The organism is Kribbella sp. NPDC043289, assembly GCF_056436705.1.
This window is the reverse complement of the sequence record NZ_JBWKCB010000002.1, coordinates 653714-674140: the sequence shown is the minus strand read 5'-3', so window position 1 is coordinate 674140 and position 20427 is coordinate 653714. Positions and strand designations below refer to the sequence as shown.

Annotated in this window: 20 protein-coding genes; 6 read left to right on the top strand and 14 right to left on the bottom strand. The window is 70.8% G+C overall.

From position 1 onward, the window contains the following. Positions 1 to 91: 91 nt before the first annotated feature. Positions 92 to 727: a TetR/AcrR family transcriptional regulator gene (locus AC0662_RS15010; protein WP_478301043.1), complete on the bottom strand. Its 636-nt coding sequence runs from the start codon at positions 725 to 727 to the stop codon at positions 92 to 94. 129 nt (positions 728 to 856) lie between these two features. Here AC0662_RS15010 and AC0662_RS15005 point away from each other — a divergent pair, with 129 nt between their 5' ends. After that, a complete protein-coding gene (locus tag AC0662_RS15005; protein WP_452199313.1) occupies positions 857 to 1333 on the top strand; it encodes an SCP2 sterol-binding domain-containing protein in 477 nt (158 codons plus the stop codon). 11 nt (positions 1334 to 1344) lie between these two features. Here AC0662_RS15005 and AC0662_RS15000 read toward each other — a convergent pair whose 3' ends face one another. Beyond that, a complete protein-coding gene (locus tag AC0662_RS15000) occupies positions 1345 to 3243 on the bottom strand; it encodes a hypothetical protein (RefSeq protein WP_478301041.1) in 1899 nt (632 codons plus the stop codon). A gap of 52 nt (positions 3244 to 3295) precedes the next feature. Continuing rightward, on the bottom strand, positions 3296 to 4726 hold the full coding sequence (locus tag AC0662_RS14995) for a hypothetical protein (RefSeq protein ID WP_478301039.1): 1431 nt from the start codon (positions 4724 to 4726) through the stop codon (positions 3296 to 3298). An 89-nt stretch (positions 4727 to 4815) separates the two neighbouring features. Here AC0662_RS14995 and AC0662_RS14990 point away from each other — a divergent pair, with 89 nt between their 5' ends. Both AC0662_RS14990 and AC0662_RS14985 read left to right on the top strand, forming a co-directional pair. Next, complete coding sequence (locus AC0662_RS14990; RefSeq protein ID WP_478301037.1) at positions 4816 to 6393, top strand: acyl-CoA carboxylase subunit beta; 1578 nt, start codon at positions 4816 to 4818, stop codon at positions 6391 to 6393. Beyond that, complete coding sequence (locus AC0662_RS14985) at positions 6390 to 6590, top strand: acyl-CoA carboxylase subunit epsilon (RefSeq protein ID WP_452199307.1); 201 nt, start codon at positions 6390 to 6392, stop codon at positions 6588 to 6590. The genes AC0662_RS14990 and AC0662_RS14985 overlap by 4 nt, the downstream gene beginning before the upstream one ends. On the opposite strand, the gene AC0662_RS14980 is transcribed toward AC0662_RS14985, so the two are convergent. Together AC0662_RS14980 and AC0662_RS14975 are read right to left on the bottom strand one after the other, a co-directional pair. Then, positions 6587 to 7777, bottom strand: a complete 1191-nt coding sequence (locus tag AC0662_RS14980; protein WP_478301035.1) for a Maf family nucleotide pyrophosphatase — start codon at positions 7775 to 7777, stop codon at positions 6587 to 6589. The two genes, AC0662_RS14985 and AC0662_RS14980, sit on opposite strands and share 4 nt — an antisense overlap. Next, positions 7774 to 9477 carry a DUF885 domain-containing protein gene (locus AC0662_RS14975; protein WP_478301033.1) on the bottom strand — a complete coding sequence of 568 codons (1704 nt, stop codon included), beginning with the start codon at positions 9475 to 9477 and terminating at the stop codon, positions 7774 to 7776. Before AC0662_RS14975 ends, AC0662_RS14980 begins: the two co-directional genes overlap by 4 nt. A 97-nt stretch (positions 9478 to 9574) precedes the next feature. Here AC0662_RS14975 and AC0662_RS14970 point away from each other — a divergent pair, with 97 nt between their 5' ends. Continuing rightward, the gene (locus AC0662_RS14970) at positions 9575 to 10804 is read left to right on the top strand and encodes a neutral zinc metallopeptidase (protein ID WP_478301031.1); all 1230 of its coding nucleotides are present in this window, start codon (positions 9575 to 9577) and stop codon (positions 10802 to 10804) included. Here AC0662_RS14970 and AC0662_RS14965 read toward each other — a convergent pair. Together AC0662_RS14965 and AC0662_RS14960 are read right to left on the bottom strand one after the other, a co-directional pair. Further along, entirely contained in the window at positions 10784 to 11119 is a 336-nt protein-coding gene (locus AC0662_RS14965; RefSeq protein ID WP_452199301.1) for an MmcQ/YjbR family DNA-binding protein, read from the bottom strand. The genes AC0662_RS14970 and AC0662_RS14965 overlap by 21 nt on opposite strands. 2 nt (positions 11120 to 11121) lie before the next feature. Continuing rightward, the gene (locus tag AC0662_RS14960; RefSeq protein WP_452199299.1) at positions 11122 to 12537 is read right to left on the bottom strand and encodes a DHA2 family efflux MFS transporter permease subunit; all 1416 of its coding nucleotides are present in this window, start codon (positions 12535 to 12537) and stop codon (positions 11122 to 11124) included. A 93-nt stretch (positions 12538 to 12630) separates the two neighbouring features. On the opposite strand from AC0662_RS14960, the gene AC0662_RS14955 reads away from it, so the two are divergent. Next, positions 12631 to 13179, top strand: a complete 549-nt coding sequence (locus AC0662_RS14955; RefSeq protein WP_452199297.1) for a TetR/AcrR family transcriptional regulator — start codon at positions 12631 to 12633, stop codon at positions 13177 to 13179. 13 nt (positions 13180 to 13192) lie between these two features. Here AC0662_RS14955 and AC0662_RS14950 read toward each other — a convergent pair whose 3' ends face one another. Genes AC0662_RS14950 through AC0662_RS14925 form a run of 6 tightly spaced genes read right to left on the bottom strand, consistent with a single transcriptional unit; the run spans position 13193 to position 18580 of the window. Beyond that, positions 13193 to 13741 (bottom strand): hypothetical protein, encoded by a 549-nt coding sequence (locus AC0662_RS14950; protein WP_452199295.1) that lies wholly within the window; start codon positions 13739 to 13741, stop codon positions 13193 to 13195. Beyond that, the gene (locus AC0662_RS14945) at positions 13738 to 15039 is read right to left on the bottom strand and encodes a DUF58 domain-containing protein (RefSeq protein ID WP_478301028.1); all 1302 of its coding nucleotides are present in this window, start codon (positions 15037 to 15039) and stop codon (positions 13738 to 13740) included. Before AC0662_RS14945 ends, AC0662_RS14950 begins: the two co-directional genes overlap by 4 nt. Then, positions 15036 to 16040, bottom strand: coding sequence for an AAA family ATPase (locus tag AC0662_RS14940; RefSeq protein ID WP_452199292.1), 1005 nt, complete (start codon positions 16038 to 16040; stop codon positions 15036 to 15038). The genes AC0662_RS14945 and AC0662_RS14940 overlap by 4 nt, the downstream gene beginning before the upstream one ends. 10 nt (positions 16041 to 16050) lie before the next feature. Next, positions 16051 to 16638, bottom strand: a complete 588-nt coding sequence (locus tag AC0662_RS14935) for a hypothetical protein (protein ID WP_478301026.1) — start codon at positions 16636 to 16638, stop codon at positions 16051 to 16053. Beyond that, entirely contained in the window at positions 16635 to 17354 is a 720-nt protein-coding gene (locus AC0662_RS14930) for a DUF4129 domain-containing protein (protein ID WP_478301024.1), read from the bottom strand. The genes AC0662_RS14935 and AC0662_RS14930 overlap by 4 nt, the downstream gene beginning before the upstream one ends. A gap of 17 nt (positions 17355 to 17371) precedes the next feature. After that, positions 17372 to 18580, bottom strand: a complete 1209-nt coding sequence (locus tag AC0662_RS14925; protein ID WP_478301022.1) for a GNAT family N-acetyltransferase — start codon at positions 18578 to 18580, stop codon at positions 17372 to 17374. A 65-nt stretch (positions 18581 to 18645) separates the two neighbouring features. On the opposite strand from AC0662_RS14925, the gene AC0662_RS14920 reads away from it, so the two are divergent. Further along, positions 18646 to 19719 (top strand): CobW family GTP-binding protein, encoded by a 1074-nt coding sequence (locus AC0662_RS14920; protein ID WP_478301020.1) that lies wholly within the window; start codon positions 18646 to 18648, stop codon positions 19717 to 19719. Here the strand turns inward: AC0662_RS14920 and AC0662_RS14915 are convergent. Next, entirely contained in the window at positions 19716 to 20411 is a 696-nt protein-coding gene (locus AC0662_RS14915; RefSeq protein WP_478301019.1) for a maleylpyruvate isomerase N-terminal domain-containing protein, read from the bottom strand. The two genes, AC0662_RS14920 and AC0662_RS14915, sit on opposite strands and share 4 nt — an antisense overlap. Positions 20412 to 20427: the final 16 nt, after the last annotated feature.

The window sequence follows — 20427 nt, the reverse complement described above, 5'->3', positions numbered from 1 at the left end:
TCCGCCCACTGGAAGCCGATCGTGACCGGGCGTTCAGCTACTTCACAGTATGTGAGCCGCCCGTGTGGCACTGGTCACGCTCGGGCGGTGATCAGACGGTGCCGAAGCCGCCGGCGACGATCTGTGCGACGGTTCGGGCGAGTTCGGCCGGGGTGCGGTCGGTGCCGCCGGGGCCGTCGGTGACGAGCATCTGGGCGCAGGTCTCGGTCATCGCGGCGAGCAGTTCGGCGAGTACCGGGAGGTTCGCGGCCGGGTCGGTGACACCGGGAAACTGCTTCAGCAGGGTCAGCCGCAGGCTCTCGACGAGGAACGCCCGGGCCGCGCGGACCCGCTCGGCGATCACGGGCGTCGCGCCGTACTGGGCTCCGAAGACGATCTGCCAGGACCGCGGCTGCTTCTGGACGGCGGTGAAGAACGTGGTCAGGCCGTCGAGGACGTGCTGCTGCGGGCTGCCGACGCTCGGGTCGGCCGGGAGCGCGCCGACGATCGAGATCACCAGGTGCTGCTCCTCGCGGGCGAGCAGCGCGAGCAGCAGTTCGTCGCGGTTCGCGAAGCAGTCGTAGACGACCGGTTTGGTGACGCCGGCCGCGTCCGCGATCAACTGCATCGTCGTCCCGGCGTACCCGTTCGCGGCGAAGACCTCGAGGGCGGCGTCCAGGATCAGTGGGCGGCGGCGCTCCGGACCGAGATGCCGCGCCCGCCGGCGTCGCTCAGTCTCCTCGACCACTTGACAAAGCTACCGCATCGTAGGAAATTCCTACGGTCTGGTAGGGAAGTTCACCGGAGACACTTCGGCGCCCGATGGGCGGCGAAGAGTGTGCGGCGAACCTCCCACTCACTGCCGCGGGGGTGGTCGATGACCGAACGAGGCAGTGCCGGCTGGCTCGAGTCCGAGGGCATCACCGCCCTGGACGCGAGTGAGCTTGCCCGGATGGTCGACCGGACGTCGGAGCGGGAGCTTCGGCATCGACTCATCGGGGGAGTACGAGAGATCGCGTTGCGCGAGATCTTTCGGCGGATGCCGGAGTACCTCCGACCCGCCCGGGCCGCCGGGTTCGATGCTGTCGTCAGATGGCAGATCACCGGCGCGGGCGGGGCCGGCGACGCCGTCGACGAGTACTGGATCCGGGTCCACGACGGCCACTGCGCCGCCGTACCAGCGCCGGCCACGCCACCCGACATCTCGATCCGCACCGACCCCGCCACCCTGCTCCGCATCGTCACCGGCAACGAGGACCCGCTCACCGCCGTCCTCAAACAACGCCTCACCGTCCAAGGCGACCTAACCCAAGCCGCCCGCCTCACCAAACTCTTCGCCGTCGGCCCGCCGTGAGCCTCCCGCCACTACTTCTCCATGCCGCGTGGCTTGGCGTGGGTCTGCCCCGTCGATTGCTCTGTTGACTGGCCGGCGGTGGGGGCTTTGACGCCGCTGGGCTTGGCGCTTGTCGGGTCGAGGCCGGGGACGAAGCGGGCGGAGGGATCCTGCCGTGCTCGGACCAGTTCGTGGACCTCTCGGGCCAGCTGGTGCCCGAACTCGCGAGATCGGCCGGCGATGTCGCGCTCCGGCGTACCGGCTTGGCGCCAGGCCTCGACCTGGGTGGGCAGTACGCCGAACGCCGCGTCGACCCGCGCAGCGACGTCGCGGGCGAGGGCCGGTTGTTGCTCGCTGGGGATGCCGGCGTGCGCCGTCAGTACGTCGGCCGCGGTCGTCGCGATCGCCCCGCGGGGCTGACCGGCGAGCTGCCGCAACGTCTCGCCCGCGTCCCGGCCGGTGAGGTCGTCGATGCTGCCCGCGAAGGCCCGCGCGGCCGGCGCGCGCTCCGAGTCGACGTGCGGAACGGGCCCTCCGGTGAGCTGCTCCGCGACGTCACCCGGCAGGGTCTGCTCGATGACCAGGTCGAGATAGTCCTCCGAGAAGGCGCGACCGACCGCGAACGTGAGGTCCGAAGGGATGGTCGCCTGCGCCCGAATTTCGTCGCCGAGGGTGTACCCGTCCGAGACGGCCTGCCACGACAGCGTCGACGTCACCGCTTGCAATGCTGCCCGGGCCTCCACGACCTGTTCGTCGGTGAGGACGATAGGACCCTCCGCGGTCAGCTGCCGCAGTGGCGTCTCCACCAGGTTCCTGTTGAGGCGGAGCGTGCCGTCGGAGTCCTGCGCGACGTACACCTGGTTCCCGGTCCGACCGGCCGGTGCGGGGACGTGCTCGCCGTTCCACAGCGACTCCGACGTACCGGTCAGCTCGCCGACGGTGTCGCGCATCCCGTGCAGCAACGCGTCGACCGACGCCGGCCGATCTCTCCGCCGAGCAGCAGGGACCGGAGCGGACCTGACCGAAGCGGGTTTCGGCGCCGGTTCGGCCGCAACGCGCGCGGCGTCGCGTTCCTGTTTGGCCGGGTGCCAGTCCGGCAGTTCGTCGAGGAACTCGTGCAGCCCCCGCATCTCCGCGATGACCGTCGCGTTCGCCCCGTCGACCGCTCCCGCTCCCCCGGCGATGTCACCCCAGCGGCTCTCGAGTTCCTGGGTCAGCTCGCGTTCTCGGGCCGCGCCGAGATCACGCGCCGCGAAGCGGGTTTCGAGCTCGTCGCCGAACTGGCGCACGAACACCGCCTGCTGGGCGCCCGGCGGCAGCGTTCGATGGGCCTCGTTGTCGAACAGCACCATGCTCGCGGCGGCCTGCCCGGCGCCGCCGGCCCCGGCGCCGGCCAGGGCCTTCAAGACTTCCACGTCGTTCTGGTTGATCCGCGCCCCGACCGCGAGGGCGAGGGCTCGCGCGGCCGCGGCGTCGCCCTCCAGCAGCGCGTGCGGGAAGAGTCCCAGATCGTCCGGTCGGCCGTTCGGCAGCAGGCGCGGGACGATCCGCTGCGTCGCGGTCGACGCGTAGGCGTGACTGACGGCTGTCGTCAGTCGCTCGCGGTTCGCCGGATCGGGTGCCGGCGACAGCGGGCGGCGGGGGTCGAGGGACCGTGCGCAGGCCGCAACGACCGCCGTCAAGGCAGCTCGAACCTCCGGCCGGCGGTCGACCGCCTGGTGCGTCGCCCGAGTCAGGTTCAGCTGCGGGCTGGAGGCGAGCTTCACCGGGGTAGCGAGGTTCTCGGCGAGCGCCTTGAGCGCCCGCTCGTGATTGCGCGCGACCGCGATCACCTGCGGGCTGGGCCCGTCCGATTCGCCACGGGTGTCGCTGGCGACGAGTTGGTTGACTCGGTGGACCAGGTTCAGCACATCGGGATCGAGATCAGCCACGGCGGAACGCTATCCCCGCCCCAGGTTCAGCGCGGGCGTCAGAGGCCGCGTATCAGAGGCTGTGGGTGGACGGACCGTCGCGGCGGGATCCGGTGGAGCCGGTCCGCGCCGCGTCGCCGGCGCCGCGCGTCTCCCCGCCGGAGCCGTGTACGGCGCGCAGCGGCGGGATCGCCGCGTCGTCCAGGAAGCGCTGCGCGGCATCCCGCCCAGGGCCGGCCGGCGGCCGGGACTCGAACCCCTTGATCGCCGCATGCGTCTGATCCCCGAGCGACGCGCCGTACCACGCGGCCTCCTGGCGCAGGTCCGCGTCGCGCGCCTGCCACTCCTCCACCTGAGCGGGTAGGTCTTTGAGGCCCTCGACCAGCATGGTGGCCGTCGCTGCCACGGCGGCCGGACGGCTCGCCGGGGGGATGTCCGACATCGTCACCGCCGCGTCGGCCGCGGCGGCCGCGGCGGCCGCCGGCGACGTGATCTGCTCCGCGGTGACGCCGGGTTCCATCCCGGAATGGTGCTCCACCCTGGTCAGGAGCCGGTCGACGACGATGGCCTGAAGCTCCCCGAACTGTTGATCTGCCACGCCCGGCAGCGTAGCGAGACGGGGAGTCAGCCCACTGTCAGAGCGCGACGGTGCGGTTGCCGAAGCGTCGTACCCCGGCAGGAACCGGGCGAGCTCCTGCGTGTTCGCCGCCGCGGGTCCGTCGTCACCGGCGCGGAGCTCCGCGAGGGTCTTGATCTCCTCGGCGCCGATGTAGTTCGCCCAGCCGAGCGCGGCGAGGCCGCGGTCGGTGGGGTTGCCGGCCGGATCGAGGCCGAGGGCGGCCTGCGGCGGTGCAATGTCTCCGACCGGCTCCGCCAAGCCGTCCTCCAGCTCGTCGGTGACGGCCAGGACGGCACTCTCCCGCTCCACAGCGGTCAGCATGTCGAAGCCCGACTTGGTGCTCAGAACGATTTCCGCGGCCTTCGCACCCATCTGGCCTCGGCCCGCGGCGACCACCGTGTCGAGCACCTGCTCACCAGGTACGCCGACCTGCCGGCCGAGCGTCGACGTGATCATCCACGCGGTTTCCTGGTCGGCCTCGAGCCTCGGCGGCCCGAACTCCCCCAGCCCCGCGTCCAGCCGCTCGGCGATCCGGGGAGTCGCGAACTGCGCCCAGGTTCTGCTCATCGCCACGCCGAACGCGTCCCGGTTGTACTCGTACTCCGCGGTCGACAGCAGCTCGTCCCGCTCCTGCGCCGTGACCGGGCCTGGCACCCGCAAGTTCGCGCAGTGCGCGACCGTCTCGGTCAGCTGCTGCCGGATCGCCGCCCGCTGATCGTCACGAGGCGCGTCGTTGCCCGCGGCCAGCGCTTCGAGCAGCGGACGCCCGCTGCGCGTCACCCCGCGCGTCAGCTGTTCGTCGGTCGCGAGCGACTGGCCGCCCAGTTCCTCCAGCACGGCCCGGTTGATCCGGCCGAGGACCTCCGTCAGATCTGCATCCGCCACGCTCGGCAGCGTAGCGAGGCGGAGAGTCAGCGCACTGTGCGGCCGACGTCACAGGCGGTACGGCGTACTGGCGCGTAGGCTGCCCGTTCATGGGAGAGACCGTGAACATCCACACCACGGCCGGCAAGCTCGCGGATCTCGAGCACCGGCTCGACGAGGCCGTGCACGCCGGGTCGGAGCGCGCGGTGGAGAAGCAGCACGCGCGCGGCAAGAAGACCGCCCGCGAGCGGATCACGATGCTTCTCGACGAGGGCTCCTTCTCCGAGCTGGACGAGTTCGCCCGGCACCGGTCGACGAGCTTCGGCCTGGACGCGAACCGCCCGTACGGCGACGGCGTGGTGACCGGCTTCGGCACCATCGACGGCCGCCAGGTGTGCGTGTTCGCCCAGGACTTCACGGTCTTCGGCGGCAGCCTCGGTGAGGTGTTCGGCGAGAAGATCGTCAAGGTGATGGACCTGGCGATGAAGATCGGCTGCCCGCTGATCGGCATCAACGACTCCGGCGGCGCCCGGATCCAGGAGGGCGTGGTCTCCCTCGGGCTGTACGGCGAGATCTTCCGCCGCAACGTCCGCGCGTCCGGCGTGATCCCGCAGATCTCCCTGATCATGGGCCCGTGCGCGGGCGGCGCGGTCTACTCCCCCGCGGTCACCGACTTCACGGTGATGGTCGACGAGTCGTCGTACATGTTCATCACCGGCCCGGACGTGATCAAGACCGTCACCGGTGAGGACGTCACCCAGGAGGAGCTCGGCGGCGCGCGGACGCACAACACCAAGTCCGGTAACGCGCACTACCTCGGCAGCGACGAGGAGGACGCGATCGAGTGGGTGAAGACGCTGGTCGGTCACCTCCCGCAGAACAACCTCGAGGATCCCCCGGTGTACGACGCCCCGGCGGACCTCGAGCTGACGGACACCGACCTCGCGCTCGACACGCTGATCCCGGACTCCCCGAACCAGCCGTACGACATGCACACCGCGATCGAGGCGGTCGTCGACGACGGCGACTTCCTCGAGGTGCAGGAACTGTTCGCGCCGAACATGATCGTCGGCTTCGGCCGCGTCGAGGGCCGCCCGGTCGGCGTGGTCGCGAACCAGCCGATGCAGTTCGCCGGCACCCTCGACATCGACGCGTCCGAGAAGGCGGCCCGGTTCGTCCGCACCTGCGACGCGTTCAACCTGCCGATCCTGACCTTCGTCGACGTCCCCGGCTTCCTGCCCGGCACCGACCAGGAGTGGAACGGCATCATCCGCCGCGGCGCCAAGCTGATCTACGCGTACGCCGAGGCGACCGTCCCGATGATCACCGTGATCACCCGCAAGGCCTACGGCGGCGCGTACGACGTGATGGGGTCGAAGCACCTCGGCGCCGACATGAACATCGCCTGGCCGACCGCGCAGATCGCGGTGATGGGTGCCCAGGGCGCCGTCAACATCCTGCACCGCCGCGAGCTCGCCGCGGCCGAAGACGTCGACACCCGTCGGCAGGAACTCATCACGGAGTACGAGGACCACCTGGCGAACCCGTACATCGCGGCCGAACGCGGCTACATCGACGCCGTGATCAAGCCCAGCGAGACCCGCGCCGAGATCGTCCGCGCCCTCCGCCTGCTCCGCACCAAACGCGACACCCTGCCCCCGAAGAAGCATGGGAACATTCCGCTGTGAGCACACTGCGCGTCGTCAAAGGCGATCCGACTCCAGAAGAGCTCGCTGCGCTGGTAACCGTCCTGGCCGCACGCTCGACCGCACCGGCGCCGGCTCCCGACCCGGAACGAGCCGGCAACTGGGCGACGTACTGGCGTAACGCCCGCACCCCGCTGCACCCCGGCCCCGGCCAGTGGCGCGCCTCGGCGCACCCCTAAGTCCGCCGGAACCGCACGAGCGGGTACGTCGGAGCCTCGCCCGTGTTGCGCACCGGGCCGGGGAAGGTTGTCGCGCCGTCCAGCACTAGGCCGTGCCGCGCGGCCACTGCCACCAGGTGGGCCAGGGAGTCCTGCGAGCGGGTGTCGTTCGGGCCGCGGGTGTCGGAGTACCGGCTGGCGTCGGTCTTCTCGGTGGTGGTCACGAAGACGCCGTCGGTTCGAAGTACCCGGGCGACCTCGGCGATCACCGGTTCGCTGTCGTCGAGGAGATGCAGCAGCCACACCGCCACCACCGCATCGCACCGGCGGTCGGCGATCGGCAGCCGGCCCGCGTCCGCCGCGGCGACGTGGCCCGGAAGGCGGACCCGCGCGTGGTGCAGCATCGCGGCGGACAGGTCGACACCGTGCACCAAGTTGCCCAGTGCAACCAGCTCGGCGCCGACGATGCCGGTCCCGACCGCGAGCTCCAGTACCCGGCCGCCCTTGGGGAGCAGCGAGTCGACCGCCTGCGCGGCCGCCTGCGCGCGGATGGATCCTCCGCGGGTCTCGTCGTACGTCGAGGCGACGGTCTCGTCGTAGGTGTAGGAATGCTGCGTCTTCCACAACTCGGGCCAGGCGATGCCGACCTCGGCGAGCATCGTGCGGAGCAGCGGGAGCGAGACGCCGACCACGTTGTGATAGTCACCGTTGGTCGAGGTGACGAACGGTCCGCCCAGACCGTCGACGGTGAACGAGCCGGCCACCACGAGAGGCTCGCCGGTCGCGACGTACGCGTCGATCTCGTCGTCCGTCAGGTCCGCGAACTCCACGGTGGTGGACGCGAGCTCCCGCAGTTCCTGCTTGCTCTCGGTGTCGATCAGGCAGTGCCCGGTGTGCAGTACGCCGGTCCGCGCGCGCATCGCGCGCAGACGTTCGCGCGCGACGTCCGGCGTACCGGGTTTGCCGAAGGGTTCGCCGTCGAACTCGAGCACCGAGTCGCAGCCCAGAACCGTCGCGTGGTCGGTCAGGTTGGCGACCACCGCGCGGGCCTTCAGCGTGGCGAGCAGCCGGGCGAGCTCACCCGGAGACTCCGCGGTGATGTGGTCCTCGTCAACACCGGACACGATCACCTCCGGCTCGACGCCCGCGCCACGCAGGGTCTTCAGCCGGGCCGGCGACGCCGACGCGAGCACGAACCGCGGGCTCACAGCTTCGCCAGCGCCCGGCGCAGCGGGTCCAGGCCGATGGACCCGAGGTTCAGCGCGTCCCGGTGGAACTCCCGCAGGTCGAACGCGGAACCCTTGCGCTGCTTGGCCTCCTCGCGCGCCTGCAGCCACATCCGCTCCCCGACCTTGTACGACGGCGCCTGGCCGGGCCAACCGAGGTACCGGAGCAGTTCGGCGCGCAGGAACTCGGTCTCCATCCGGCAGTGCGCGCGCAGGAACTCGAACCCGAGGTCGGCGTTCCAGCGCTCACCCGGCCGCCAGCCGAACGGGTTGTCGCGCGGGACCTCCAGCTCCAGGTGCATGCCGATGTCGACGATCACCCGGGCCGCCCGGAAGCCCTGGCCGTCCAGCATGCCGAACCGGGCGCCGGGGTCCTCGAGATAGCCGAGCTCCTCCATCAGCCGCTCGGCGTACAGCGCCCAGCCCTCGCCGTGGCCGGAGACCCAGCAGGCGATCCGCTGCCAGCGGTTCAGCAGGTCGGTGCGCAGCATCGTCTGGGCGACCTGGAGGTGATGCCCGGGTACGCCCTCGTGGTAGACCGTGGTGACCTCGCGCCAGGTGGCGAAGGTCTCGACGCCGCTCGGCACCGCCCACCACATCCGGCCCGGCCGGGTGCTCAGGTCCTCACTCGGCTGCGTGTAGTAGATCGAGCCGTCCGAGGTCGGCGCGATCATGCACTCCAGCGTGCGGATCTCGTCGGCGATGTCGAAGTGCGTGCCGCCCAACTCGACGACGGCCGCGTCGGACAGCTGCTGCATCCAGTCCCGGAAGGCTTCCTTGCCGTGCACCGTCCGCGCCGGGTCGTTGTCCAGCAGCGCCGCCGTCGCCTCGATGCTTCGGTCGCCACCGTTCAGGTCGGCCGCGATCTGCTGCATCTCCGACTCGATCCGGGCCAGCTCCTGCCAGCCCCAGGCGTAGGTCTCCTCGAGATCGATCGTCGCACCGAGGAAGCTGCGCGAGGCGAGCTCGTACACCTCCCGGCCGCACGCGTCCCGCTCCGGAGCCCGTGGCGCGAGTTCGGCGGTCAGCCAGGCGCCGAACTGGTCGAACGCCTTCCGGGCCGCGGCCGCCGCGGCCTCCACCGTCGGCTTGACCGGGCTCTCGGGCGCCCGCGCCGCGAGGCCGGCGAAGAAGTCGTCGCCCTCGGCCCCGGTCCAGCTGGCGATCCGCTCGGCCAGCCCGTTCACCTGCCGGACCGCCGAGACGCGTCCCAGCGCGGCCTGCTCGAGCAGCGTGTCGCGGTACCCGTCGAGCGCCGTACCGATCTGGTTGAGCCGGATCGCGACGATCTCCCAGTCCTGCTCGGTACCGGTCGGCATCAGGTCGAACACCTGCCGCAGCGCCGCCGGGACCGACGAGATCGCGTTCAGCTGATGCTGCGGTACGCCGGCCTCGTGGCGCTCCACCTCCAGCCCGAGCCGCTCCACGAAGGCATCCTTCGCGACCTCCTCGCGGGGGCTCGCGGGCTCGATCGCGCGGGCGTCGGCCAGCGACCGCCGGGCCAGCTCGACCCGGGCCTCGAAACCGGCCGTGGTGAAGTCGGGCAGCTCGTGGTCGTGGCCGGCGATCCCCAGCTCGGTGGCCGCGATCGGGTCGAGCACGACCTCCTGCTCGAGGTGCCGCTCGGCGAGCTGGTCGATCGGGCTGTTCGGCGTCGTCGCCGGGGTACGGGCATCGGTCACGCTGCCGACACTACCGTCCGGGGGTGCTCCGAACTGACCTGATCGGTACGGATACTGTGGCGATCGCTGTGTCAGCAGAGGGACGAGAGGATCGGCGTTGAGCCAGCCACCCTACGGGCCGCCGGGTCAGAACCCGCCGTATCCGCAGTATCAGCAGCAGGGACCACCTCAGGGACCGCCGCAGGGCCAACCGCAGTACCAGCAGCAGTATCAGCAGCCCCGCCCGCCGCAAGGTCCCCCACCTGGTCAGTACGGACCCCCGCAAGGTCAGTACGCCGGCCCGCCCCAGGGCCCGCCGCACTACGGGCCGCCCTCGCAGGGTCCCGGCTTCGGCTGGGGCCCGAACTTCGGTCCCGGCGGCCCGCAGCCGCCGCGGCGGAAGAAGTCGAAGGCCCCGCTGGTCCTCATCGTGTCGCTGCTCGGCGTCGTGATCGTCGGCGGCTGGATCCTCGGCGTCATCAAGAAGAACGCCGACGACACCACGACGCCGCCGGTCAGCCCGACCCGGTACACGCCGGAGCCCACCTCGTCGACGTCTCCGACCGGGCAGCCGACCGAGGAGCCCACCAACACCGAGTCGACCTCGCCGAACAAGCCGGCGGACTCGACCGTCGTGGCGAAGAACCAGCTCTACAAGGTCGGCCAGATGACGCCGGTCGGCTGCAAGGAGCCGAAGGTCCGCCCGACCAACGCCCGGAACGCGGCCGCGTACTGGACCGCGATCAAGCCCTGCCTGGACAAGTCCTGGTCGCCGCTGGTGGCGAAGGCCGGCTACTCGTTCAAGGCACCGTCGATGACGTTCTGGGCCGGCACCAACGCGACCGGCCCGTGCGGCAGCGGCCCGGTCAACGTCCCGTACTACTGCTCGGTGAACAACAACCTGTACATGAAGGTCGACGTCTTCGTGAAGGCGTACACCGAGTACCCGGACGCGGAGTCCAGGGCGTACGCGCGGATGTGGTACACCCGCTCGGTCTCCCACGAGTACGGTCACGCCGTCCAGAACATGACCGGCATCCTGCAGGCCTCCGACAACATCCGGTACGAGCTGACCAGCTACGAGGACCGGACCCGGCAGACCCGCCGGATGGAGCTGCAGGCGAACTGTTTCGCCGGCGTCTTCCTGGCGATGAACAAGCGGTCCTACCCGATCAGCGGCGAGATGCTCTACGTCTGGAACAAGTGGGTGGTCACCGCCGGCGACAAGCCGGAGGAGGGCGACCACGGCAGCGTCGCGAGCCAGAAGCGCTTCATGGGGACGTCGTTCAAGACCGGCAACCCGGCGAGCTGCAACACGTTCGCCGTCTCACCCAAGTACGTCAGCTAATCCAGGCGGCGCCACCTGGCGCCAGGAGTCGATCAGGATGTCGTGCAGTTCGGCGGCGTCCTCGAGCGCGGCGAGGCGGGCCCGAACCCAGTTCGAGCCCGCCTCGTGCTTGGGTACCCAGAATTTCTCCGGCTCGGCCGCGATCAGTTCCTCGCGCTCCAACCGCGGACACCGGACGGCGAACGAGGTCTGGTCGTCCGGGACCGTGACGAACATCCGCCCGGCCACGTCGAACGTCGGGTGTCCCCACCGCTGCTTCTCCACCGTCTCCGGGAAGGACAGCGCGATCCGTCGTACGTCGTCAGCGTCCAGCACCGTCACACTCTAGAGCGTCCGCGCCCCGGCAGCAGAAGGGCGACGAGCGCACCGGCGGCCACGATCGCGGCGCCCGTCCAGACCGCGGGGACCAGACCGGCGGCGTACCGGATCGGGGACTCGTAGGAGCCCGCCGACGCGAACACCGAGGCCAGTACGGCGACCCCCATCGCGACGCCGACCTCGCGGATGGTGTTGTTCGTCCCGGACGCCACTCCCCGGTCGGCATCCGACGCGCTGCCCATCACCACGCTCGCACTCGGCGCGAAGGTCAGCCCCATCCCGATCCCCGCGAGGACGAACGGCACGACGAGTTCGCCGTACTGCGTGGTCGCGCTGGTGATCAGTGCGATCCAGCCGAGCGCCCCGGCCAGGAACACCTGCCCGACGGTGATCAGCAGTCGTGCGCCGACCCGGTCGACGATCAGACCGGCGATCGGGGCGACCACCAGCGGTGCCGCGGTCCACGGCAGCGTGCGGACGCCGGACTGGAACGGCGTGTAGCCCTGCACGACCTGGAAGAACTGCGCGAGCAGGAACACCGAGCCGAAGACGCCGACCGAGAACGTGAACGTGACGACGTTCACGACGCTGAACGAGCGGACCCGGAACAGGCGCAGCGGCAGCATCGGCGCCGCGGTCCGGTGCTCCCAGCCGATGAAGGCCGCCAGCAGTACGCCGCCTGCGACCAGCGAGCCGAGGACGTTACCCGACGTCCAGCCGTCGCCGGCTCCGTGCACGACACCCCACACGATCGACAGCACACCGGTGGTGGCCAGGACGAAGCCCATCAGGTCCAGCGACTTCGCCGTACCCTTCGACTCGGTCAGGACGCGCGCGGCGAGCAGGACGGCGACGACGCCGATCGGGACGTTCAGCCAGAAGATCCACTGCCAGTTCAGGCCGTCCACGACCGCGCCGCCGACCACCGGCCCGACGGCGATACCGAGACCGGAGATACCGCCCCAGATGCCGATCGCGGCGCTGCGCATCTTCTCCGGAACGGCGCCGGACAGCAGGGTCAGCGACAGCGGCATCACGGCCGCGGCGCCGATGCCCTGGATCGCCCGCGAACCGATCAGCATCCACGGCTCGGTCGCCAGCGCGCAGGCTGCGGAAGCGAGCGTGAACAGCGTGATGCCGGCCAGGAACACCCGGCGCCGGCCGAGCCGGTCACCGATCGCGGCCGCGGTCAGCAGCAGCGCGGCGAAGGCCAGCGTGTAGGCGTTCACGAACCACTGCAGGTCCGACAGTGACGCACCCAGCTCGGACTTGATCACCGGGAGTGCGTTGGTCACCACCAGGTTGTCGAGCGTGACCATGAAGGTCGGAATCCCCACCGCAGCGAGCACCACACCGAGCCCCCGGCTCCGCGCGGTCCGCGCTCCGTCCCTCTCCTCGAGAGCGGTCGATGTCATCTCTCTACCCCTTGTTGTAATTGACTGATAACAAGCTTGATGACGAGAGTATGCATCCACTGATAACATGTCAAGGGACGGAAGGAGCGAGGGATGCCGGCAAGGGTTCGACTGACTGCAGCGGAGCGTGGCGAGGAGGTACTGCGGGCCGCGGTCCAGGCGTTCGGGCGGTCCGGGTACGAGGGCACCAAGACCGATGAGATCGCCCGGATGGCGGGGGTGTCACAGCCCTACGTGATCCGGCTGTTCGGGACGAAGCAGCAGCTGTTCCTGGCCGCCGTACAGAGTGTCTGTGAGCGGATCGAGCAGATCTTCCGCGAGGCCGCCGCCGAGACGCCCGAGCTGCCCGTCCTCGGCCAGAACTACGAGCGTCTCCTGGCCGAGCCCGAGCTGCTTCTGGTGCTCCTGCACGGCTTCTCCGCGAGCGGCGATCCGGCCATCGGCGACTGCGTCCGCGAACGCTTCGGCGGCATCTATCGACTGGTCCGCGAACTCACCGGCGCCTCAGCGCAGGAGGCCCGGGAGTTTCTGTCCACCGGCATGCTGATCACGGTCATGTCCGCGCTGCAGGTGATCGGCCCGAAGGCGATCCCGATGCCGTGGGCCGAGGAGATCACCGAGACGCTCGGGCACGAGCACTAGTCCCAATCGAGCACTAGTCCCGATCGAGCTTCTGGCCGGCGGCGAACCAGATCGTCGCCGCGACCAGCGCCATCGCCGCGGCGACCACCACCAGCGACCCCCGCACGTCGGCTCCCTGAACCAGCCGCGCGGCCACCGCACCGACCACCACCAGCGACAAGGCGATTGCCGTCGGCAACCACCAGCGCCGGAGCGCCGCCGGCCGAATCCGCACGTACGACGGAACTTGCGCCGCGAACGCGGTGGCCAGGTGCACCACCACGAGCGCCATCGCGGTGAGCGCAAGACTCCAGCTGACCTCCCGCGGCGCCCGCAGCAACCACCCGACGCCGACGAGCAGCAGGAACGCCGCCGCGGCCGGTGAGTCGGGCAGCACGACGGTCGCCACCAGCAGCGGTACGCCGACGATCGGCACCAGGTCCATCTCGTCCCAGGACTGCAACGCCGGCACCACCAGCGCGACCGCTCCCGCGAGCGCGATCACCGAGCGCGCGATCCGCATCGCCCGCCCCGACGCCCGGAGCTGTTCGAGCCACAGGCTGATCCGTTCGGCGGCCGTCATGAGCGGATCCTCGGGGCCGCGGACAGCCGCGCCGCGTCCCGCAGTACCTCGTCCAAGGTCCCGGAACCGCTCCAGGGCACGGTCGGTACGCCGAGGTCGCTGAGGCGATCGAGATCGCGACGGCGCTCCAGCAGACGCAGGCGCCAGGCGAGCGGCCAGGACCGGGCGTCGTGCTCGTCGACACCGATGACGTCGGCGACGTCGGGTGGCAACGTGTCGATCGCGATCACCGTGCAGCCGGAGTGCACCAACGTGACGATGTAACCGAGCATGGTCTGCCGCAGCAGCGGGCTGAGGACCAGCACCAGGCTGTCCGACCGGATCCGGTTCCGCCGCGCGAGTTGTTCTTCGTCCTGCTGGCGTCCACGCCGATCGGCATGGACGAGGGTGTCCAGGATCCGCCGCAGATGTGCACGGCCGCTGCCCGATCGCACGCCCCGGAACAGGCTGCCGGTGTCGATCAGCCGCACCCGGTCGCCGTTCCGCAGGTAGTGCTCGGCGACCGCAGCGGCCGCCCGGACCGCGGTGTCGAGGCTCGAGGACCGGCCTTCGATCCCTTCGCTGATCCCTATCTCGCCGCCGGTGTCGACCATGATCACCACCTCGGTGTCGCGGTCCGACCAGGTCGACGTGACATGCAGCTCCTGTGTGCGCGCCGACACCGCCCAGTTGATCCGCCGCAGCCGGTCGCCGGTCCGGAACGGCCGCACGCCGGACAGCTCGGTCCCCTCGCCCGGTCGCCGCGAGCGGTGCAGCCCGACCAGACCGGCCGGTCGCGGCACCGAGTCCACCGCCTCGAATCCTTCGCGCAGCGGCAGGGTCTTCACCGCCTGCGACTCGGCCGACGTCATCGGCAGCCGGTACGCCCCGACCGTCGACGTCGCCACGACTGTTGGCCGCTCCAACGACCGCAGTCCCCAGCGTTTCGACCGTACGCCGACCTCCAGCGTCACGTCGCCGTCCGCGACCGGCTCCGCGATCGCCGCCTGCGGCGGGTCGTACTGGAACCACGCCGTCCGCGGCAGCGCCGCCACGACGAGGTCGATGTCCGGATCGACCGCCTCCGGAACCCGCAGCCGGTACGTCGTACCCTGCCCCTCGAACAACACGTCCGCGTCGAGCTCGGTGTACACCTCAGGCCGTCCGCTGGGACGGAAGAACCTCCCCCAGGCCGCCAGGAACGCCAACGGCAGCCCGAACACGGCCGCATCCGGACGCCGGAACAGTACGGCGATCCCGAGCAGCACCGCAGCTACGCAGACCACCCGGATCTGCGCGTGCGTCGGCCGCCACCTCATGCGCCTGCAGCACCGGCAGCGCCGACCACGGTCGGCGGCGCCGCGACCGAACCGAGCACGGCCCGCACCACGGTCGCCCCGGTGACCTCGTGCAGCCACAGCTCCGGCCGCACCGTGATCCGGTGCGCCAGCGCCGGAACCGCGACAGCCTTCACGTCCTCCGGTACGACGTAGTCGCGGCCCTGGATCACCGCGTACGCGCGAGCAGTCAACAGCAACGCCAGCGAGCCTCGCGGCGACGCACCGACCAGCACCTGCGAGTCCCGTCGCGTGGCCGCGGCGAGGTCGACGCAGTACTGGCCGACGGTGTCGTCGACCGTCACCGTCTCGACGGCACGTTGCGCGGCGAGCAGCCCGGCGGCGTCCGTCACCGCGTCGACGGTCTGGTCCTCGCGGCGGCGGCTCATCCGGCGACGCAGGACCTCCCACTCCTCCGCGGGGCTCGGGTAGCCGAAGCCGATCCGCAGCATGAAGCGGTCGAGCTGCGCCTCGGGCAACGGATAGGTGCCCTCGTACTCCACCGGGTTCGCTGTGGCGAGCACGTGGAACGGGGTGGGCAGCGGGAACGTCTGCCCCTCGACCGTCACCTGATGCTCCTGCATCGACTCCAGCAGCGCCGCCTGCGTCTTCGGTGGGGTTCGGTTGATCTCGTCCGCGAGCAGCAGGCCGGTGAAGATCGGGCCCGGCCGGAAGACGAACTCGGACTCCTTCTGGTCGTACACGAAGGCGCCGGTCACATCCGACGGCAACAGGTCGGGCGTGAACTGTACGCGGCGGAACTCCAGCCCCAGGGCCTGCGCGAAGGACCGCGCGGCCAGCGTCTTGGCCAGGCCCGGGTAGTCCTCGAGCAACACGTGCCCGCCGGCCAGGATGCCCGCCAGCACCAGCTCCAGCGCCTCGGCCTTGCCGACCACGGCCTGACTGACCCGGTCCAGCACCTGCCGGCTCAGCCCGGACACCTCATCGAGGGTCAGCTCGGTTTCGGTAGCCGTATCGCTCACGGGATATCCCTCACAGATTCTCGATGGTGTGAATCGCGTACTCGATGTCGTCGAGGGACGCGGTCCGTTGGTCGTCACCGGTGACGAGCTGCCAGAGCCGGTCGCCGGCGATCGCGCGGGCCCGCTCCGGCTCGCGCTCGGGGTCGATACCGTGCCGGTGCACGAGGCGGTCGGTGGTCAGCTCGAGCAGCAACGGCCGCACCCGGCGCGCGAACGTCCGCGACCCTTCACCGGCACGCCGCTCACGGCTGGACTCCTGCAACCAGGTGGCGATGAACTGGGTCCGGTTGTCGTTCGTCCGGACTCGCAACGCGGCCAGCCGCTCGTCGTGCCGGCCCGGCCAGTTCGTCTCCAGCACCTGAGGCAGGAGCAGCCGGATCGCCAGCGACCCGACACCGACCGCGAGCGCGGCCACCACGAACCAGAGCGCCTTCGGCGCCATCCCGGCGGCACCGAGAACCCCCACCAGCAACAGGCTCCCCAGCACGGCCAGACCGACGTGCTGGACGAGCAACTTGTTCGGCCGCAGCGAGCGGGACCGTTTGGTCTCGGGCGGCGGCCCCTTCTCCTCCAACGGCGCCCAGCGGTACGACGTCATCCGGACACCTCCGCCTGCTCGGGGCGGGCCACCGCAAGCTCCTCCCGCAACCGGAGCAACGCCGCGCGGGCCTCCGTCCGCGCCTGCTCGCTCGACCCGTGCGTGGAGTACCGCGCCTCGCGGTACAGCTCGCCGAGCCGGACCAGCTGCGGCTCGGAGATCCCGCCGACCCCGAGCACCCGCACGGTGAACTCCGCCGGCGTCTCGGCGGGCTCACGCGGTACGCCGGCAGACGCGGCCGCCTCCTCCAGCGCCACCCAGCACGCGACCACCGCGTCCGTCGCCGTACCGCTGTCGATCCGGGCCAGGCCCGCGTCGACCGCCTCGACGAGCCGCTCGGTCTTCACCCGCTCCCAGTCGGTGTCCTCGTGCTCCGCCTTCGGCAACCGGATCTTGCGGACGACCCGGACGATCACCACGACGACGAAGATCACCACCGCCGCGACGAGCAGATAGGCGAACGCCTGCCAGAGCGCCTTCAGCCACTCCGGCAGCTCGGCCGGCTGGGCCTGGGCAGTGGGCGACCCGATCGGGGCCGACGGTGCGCTCTGGGTCCGGGTGAAGGTCGGCAGTGGGCGCGGGCTGGACCGCAGCGTGCTGTCGCTGACCGGGCGCACCGGGCCGCCGGCGGACGCGAGCACGACGAAGCCGGCCACCGCGACCCCCACGGCCACGACAGCGGCCACCGCGAGCGCACCCCTACGCTGCGTCTGCATCCCGGCAGGCTACCCCCTCAAAAGCCAGTGTCCAGGAACGGAAGCCGAGATGTGGAAAACGCTTGCGCTGTCGCGGCCAACGCACCGGACGTGTGTTCGGCGACCAGACCGGCCCGGCCGAGCCTCGCCAGCGACGGGCGCCCGAGGTACACCGCGCCGAGGTCGCGGACGTCCAGCGTGAGATCCGCGTCCCGGGACACCGACTCACAGGTCGCGCCGTCCGGTCCGCCGGCCAGGTGCCAGCGGCCCGCGTTCCACGGCAGGAAGTCGTCGGCCACCTCGATCACGACGTCGATGTCGCGCGCATACGTCCGGCCCGCGAGCGCGCGACCGACGTCGACCGGCCGGACCCACAGGCCGTCGCGCGTGATCGGCGACGGCGCCCGCGGATCGAGCAGCAGATCGAGCAGCGGGTCGTCGGACGCGAGCATCGCGCATCGCGTCTGACTGAGCAGGTCCGGCTCGAGCAGGTACCGCCACAGCGCGGCATGCGACGCCAGATCCGAGGCGTGCACCCGCTGTACGTCGACGTACCCCTGCTCCGCGCGCTTCGTCCGGTAGTGCGCGAACCCGGTCAGCTCACCGTCGCGCTCGGCCAGCACGCAGCGGAGCTTCGACGCGTTCGCGGTGTTGCTCGAGAGGTTGTCGCTGATCGAGTACGCCTGCCAGCGCTCGTCGTGCTGGAACATGCCCGGTTGCTCCAGCGCGAGCCGATTCCGCAGCTCGGCGCAGCGGGCGAGGTTCTCCCGAAGGTCGACGTACCGGATCCGGACGTCGTCGATACCGGCCACCGGGCGCAGGGTGCGAGACACCTTGGGTACGGCGATCTCCTGGTGGTCCGCCGCGAGTCCGTACCCGAACCGTGGATAGATCACCGGCTCGCTCGCCGTGAGCGCCGCCAGCGGTTCGCCGGCCTCGTGGACGGCTGTCAGCTGCGCGCGCATCAGGTCGCGCAGGATGCCGCGCCGCCGGTGCGTCGCCCGGACGCCAACCATCGTCACGCCCGCGACCGGCAACTGCCCGCCCGGCACCGACATCCGGTGCGAGAACGTGCCGGTGTGCCCGACGAGCTGGCCGTCGTCGATCGCGACGACACTGCGCTCGCGTTCCCAGATGCCCCGCTCGGCCTCGTACTGCGCATCGGTCCACGGCGAGGAGAACGCCATGTCCAGGAGCTCCAGGAGCTCGTCCCACTCGCCGGTGTACCGCCCGATCTCGATCGCCATGCCCTTTACCTACCAGATGATCGGGCCCTCTGGACTGATGAAAACCGTTTTCATATACTGGGGAGATGACCGCCCAGGGGAAAACGCCGTTGTCCTTGCTGGCCGGGCTTTCCGCGACTTTGCGCGAGCCCGCTCTCGAGGCGATGACCGATGCCACCACAGTCGTGGTGACGGTCGCGCAGGACGAGCTGACCGAGCGCGGCGTGCTGTCGTGGCAGGTGCGGGACGCGTCCGGCCCGATCGACGCCGGCGAGTTCACGGTCGGCGACGACTGTGGCGCCTGCCAGTTGATCGAGTCGCTCGTGCCGCTGCTGGAGACGCTGGTCGCGCGGGCGCACTGGGACCACATCGTCCTCGCGGCACCGCCCGCGATGGAGGCCCGGCCGCTCGTCACCACGCTCGTTACCGTGCTGCCGGAGATCGTCGTCGACACGGTCACCTGCGTCGTCGACGCCGTACTGCTGGTCGAGCAGTTGTCCGGTGACGAACTGCTCGCCGAGCGCGGCCTGGCGCTCGGCGTGCCGGACCGGCGGAACGTCGCGGAGCTGACCGCGCGCCAGATCGAGTACGCCGACGTGTGCGTGCTGGCCAACGCCCACCGCAGTACGGCGGTCGAGCGACTGGAACACCTGCTGGAACACCTGAACCCGCGGACCTCGGTGCTGACGACAGACGTCGACGGCGTACCGGTCGGAGCCGTCGCGCGGACGGGACGGTTCGACTTCGACGCGGCGGAAGCGTGGGCCGGCGAACTCGCGACGTCGGACCGGGTGCAACCGAGCGACGACGGGGTGACGACCGTGCTGTGGCGGTCGACCCGGCCGTTGCATCCGGCCCGGTTGAACGACGCCCTCGAGGACATCGTGCACGGCGTCGTCCGCAGTCGCGGCGTGGTCTGGCTGGCGAACCGGCCGACGCAGCGAGTCCGCTGGGAATCAGCCGGGTACAGCGCGTCGCTCGGGATGCTCGGCGAGTGGTCGGACACCGAGCACCTCGCCGAATGCACGGTCGTCGCGACCGGGATGGGCCTCGATCCGGCCCGCCTGCAAGCCGTCCTGGACGCCTGCCTGCTGACCGAGTCCGAGCTGGCGAAGCTGGACTGGCGCGACCTCGAGGATCCGTTCGCCGGCGTGTTCTAACCGATCAGCGGCAGCCGGTTCGCGTGGGCGCCGAGCATGTCCAGGTCGTCCTCGTCGAGCGGCTCCCGGCCGGTCGCCTTCAGCACGTACGTCGTGGTGTCCCAGCCGATCACGTCCCACGCGTCCGGACCGAACAGGCCGTCCAGCGTGCGCGCGGTGACCTGCAGGCCCTCGGGGTCCGGCTCCGGCGCGTCCGGCAGCCCGACGATCAGGTCCAGGTGATGGACCGTTGCCTCAAGCACCAAAGTGGCGACGAAGTCGAGCGCCGGCAGCACGTGCCCCTGCGTCTCGATCCGGTGCCCCTTGGCGCCCAGTCCCACCGAGGCGACCCGGACCGCGGCCTCGGACACCTCCCGCCAGTGCTGCACGAGCAGGCCGGGCCTGCGGTACGACGCCGCGACCCCGCGAACGAAGCTCGTATCACCGTCGGGTTGCGGCGGGAAGTCGGTCCAGTACGTGACGAAGTTGCGGTCGGGCTCGACCACCGCCGGACTGGCGAAAGCGATCAGTGCGCGCTCGGCGTCGTACAGGAGATGGACCAGGAGCGGGCCGACGGTCATGCCGGGGCAGCGGGTCTCGCGACGGAAGTCCGCCTCGCTCAGCCCCTGCACCGTCTCCGTCAGCCGCCCGTAGGCACGCCCCAACGTCCCTGCCAGTCCGCGCGGCAACGCCCCACGCTCGGGTGCCCTCATCCCGGCCCTCCTCGCT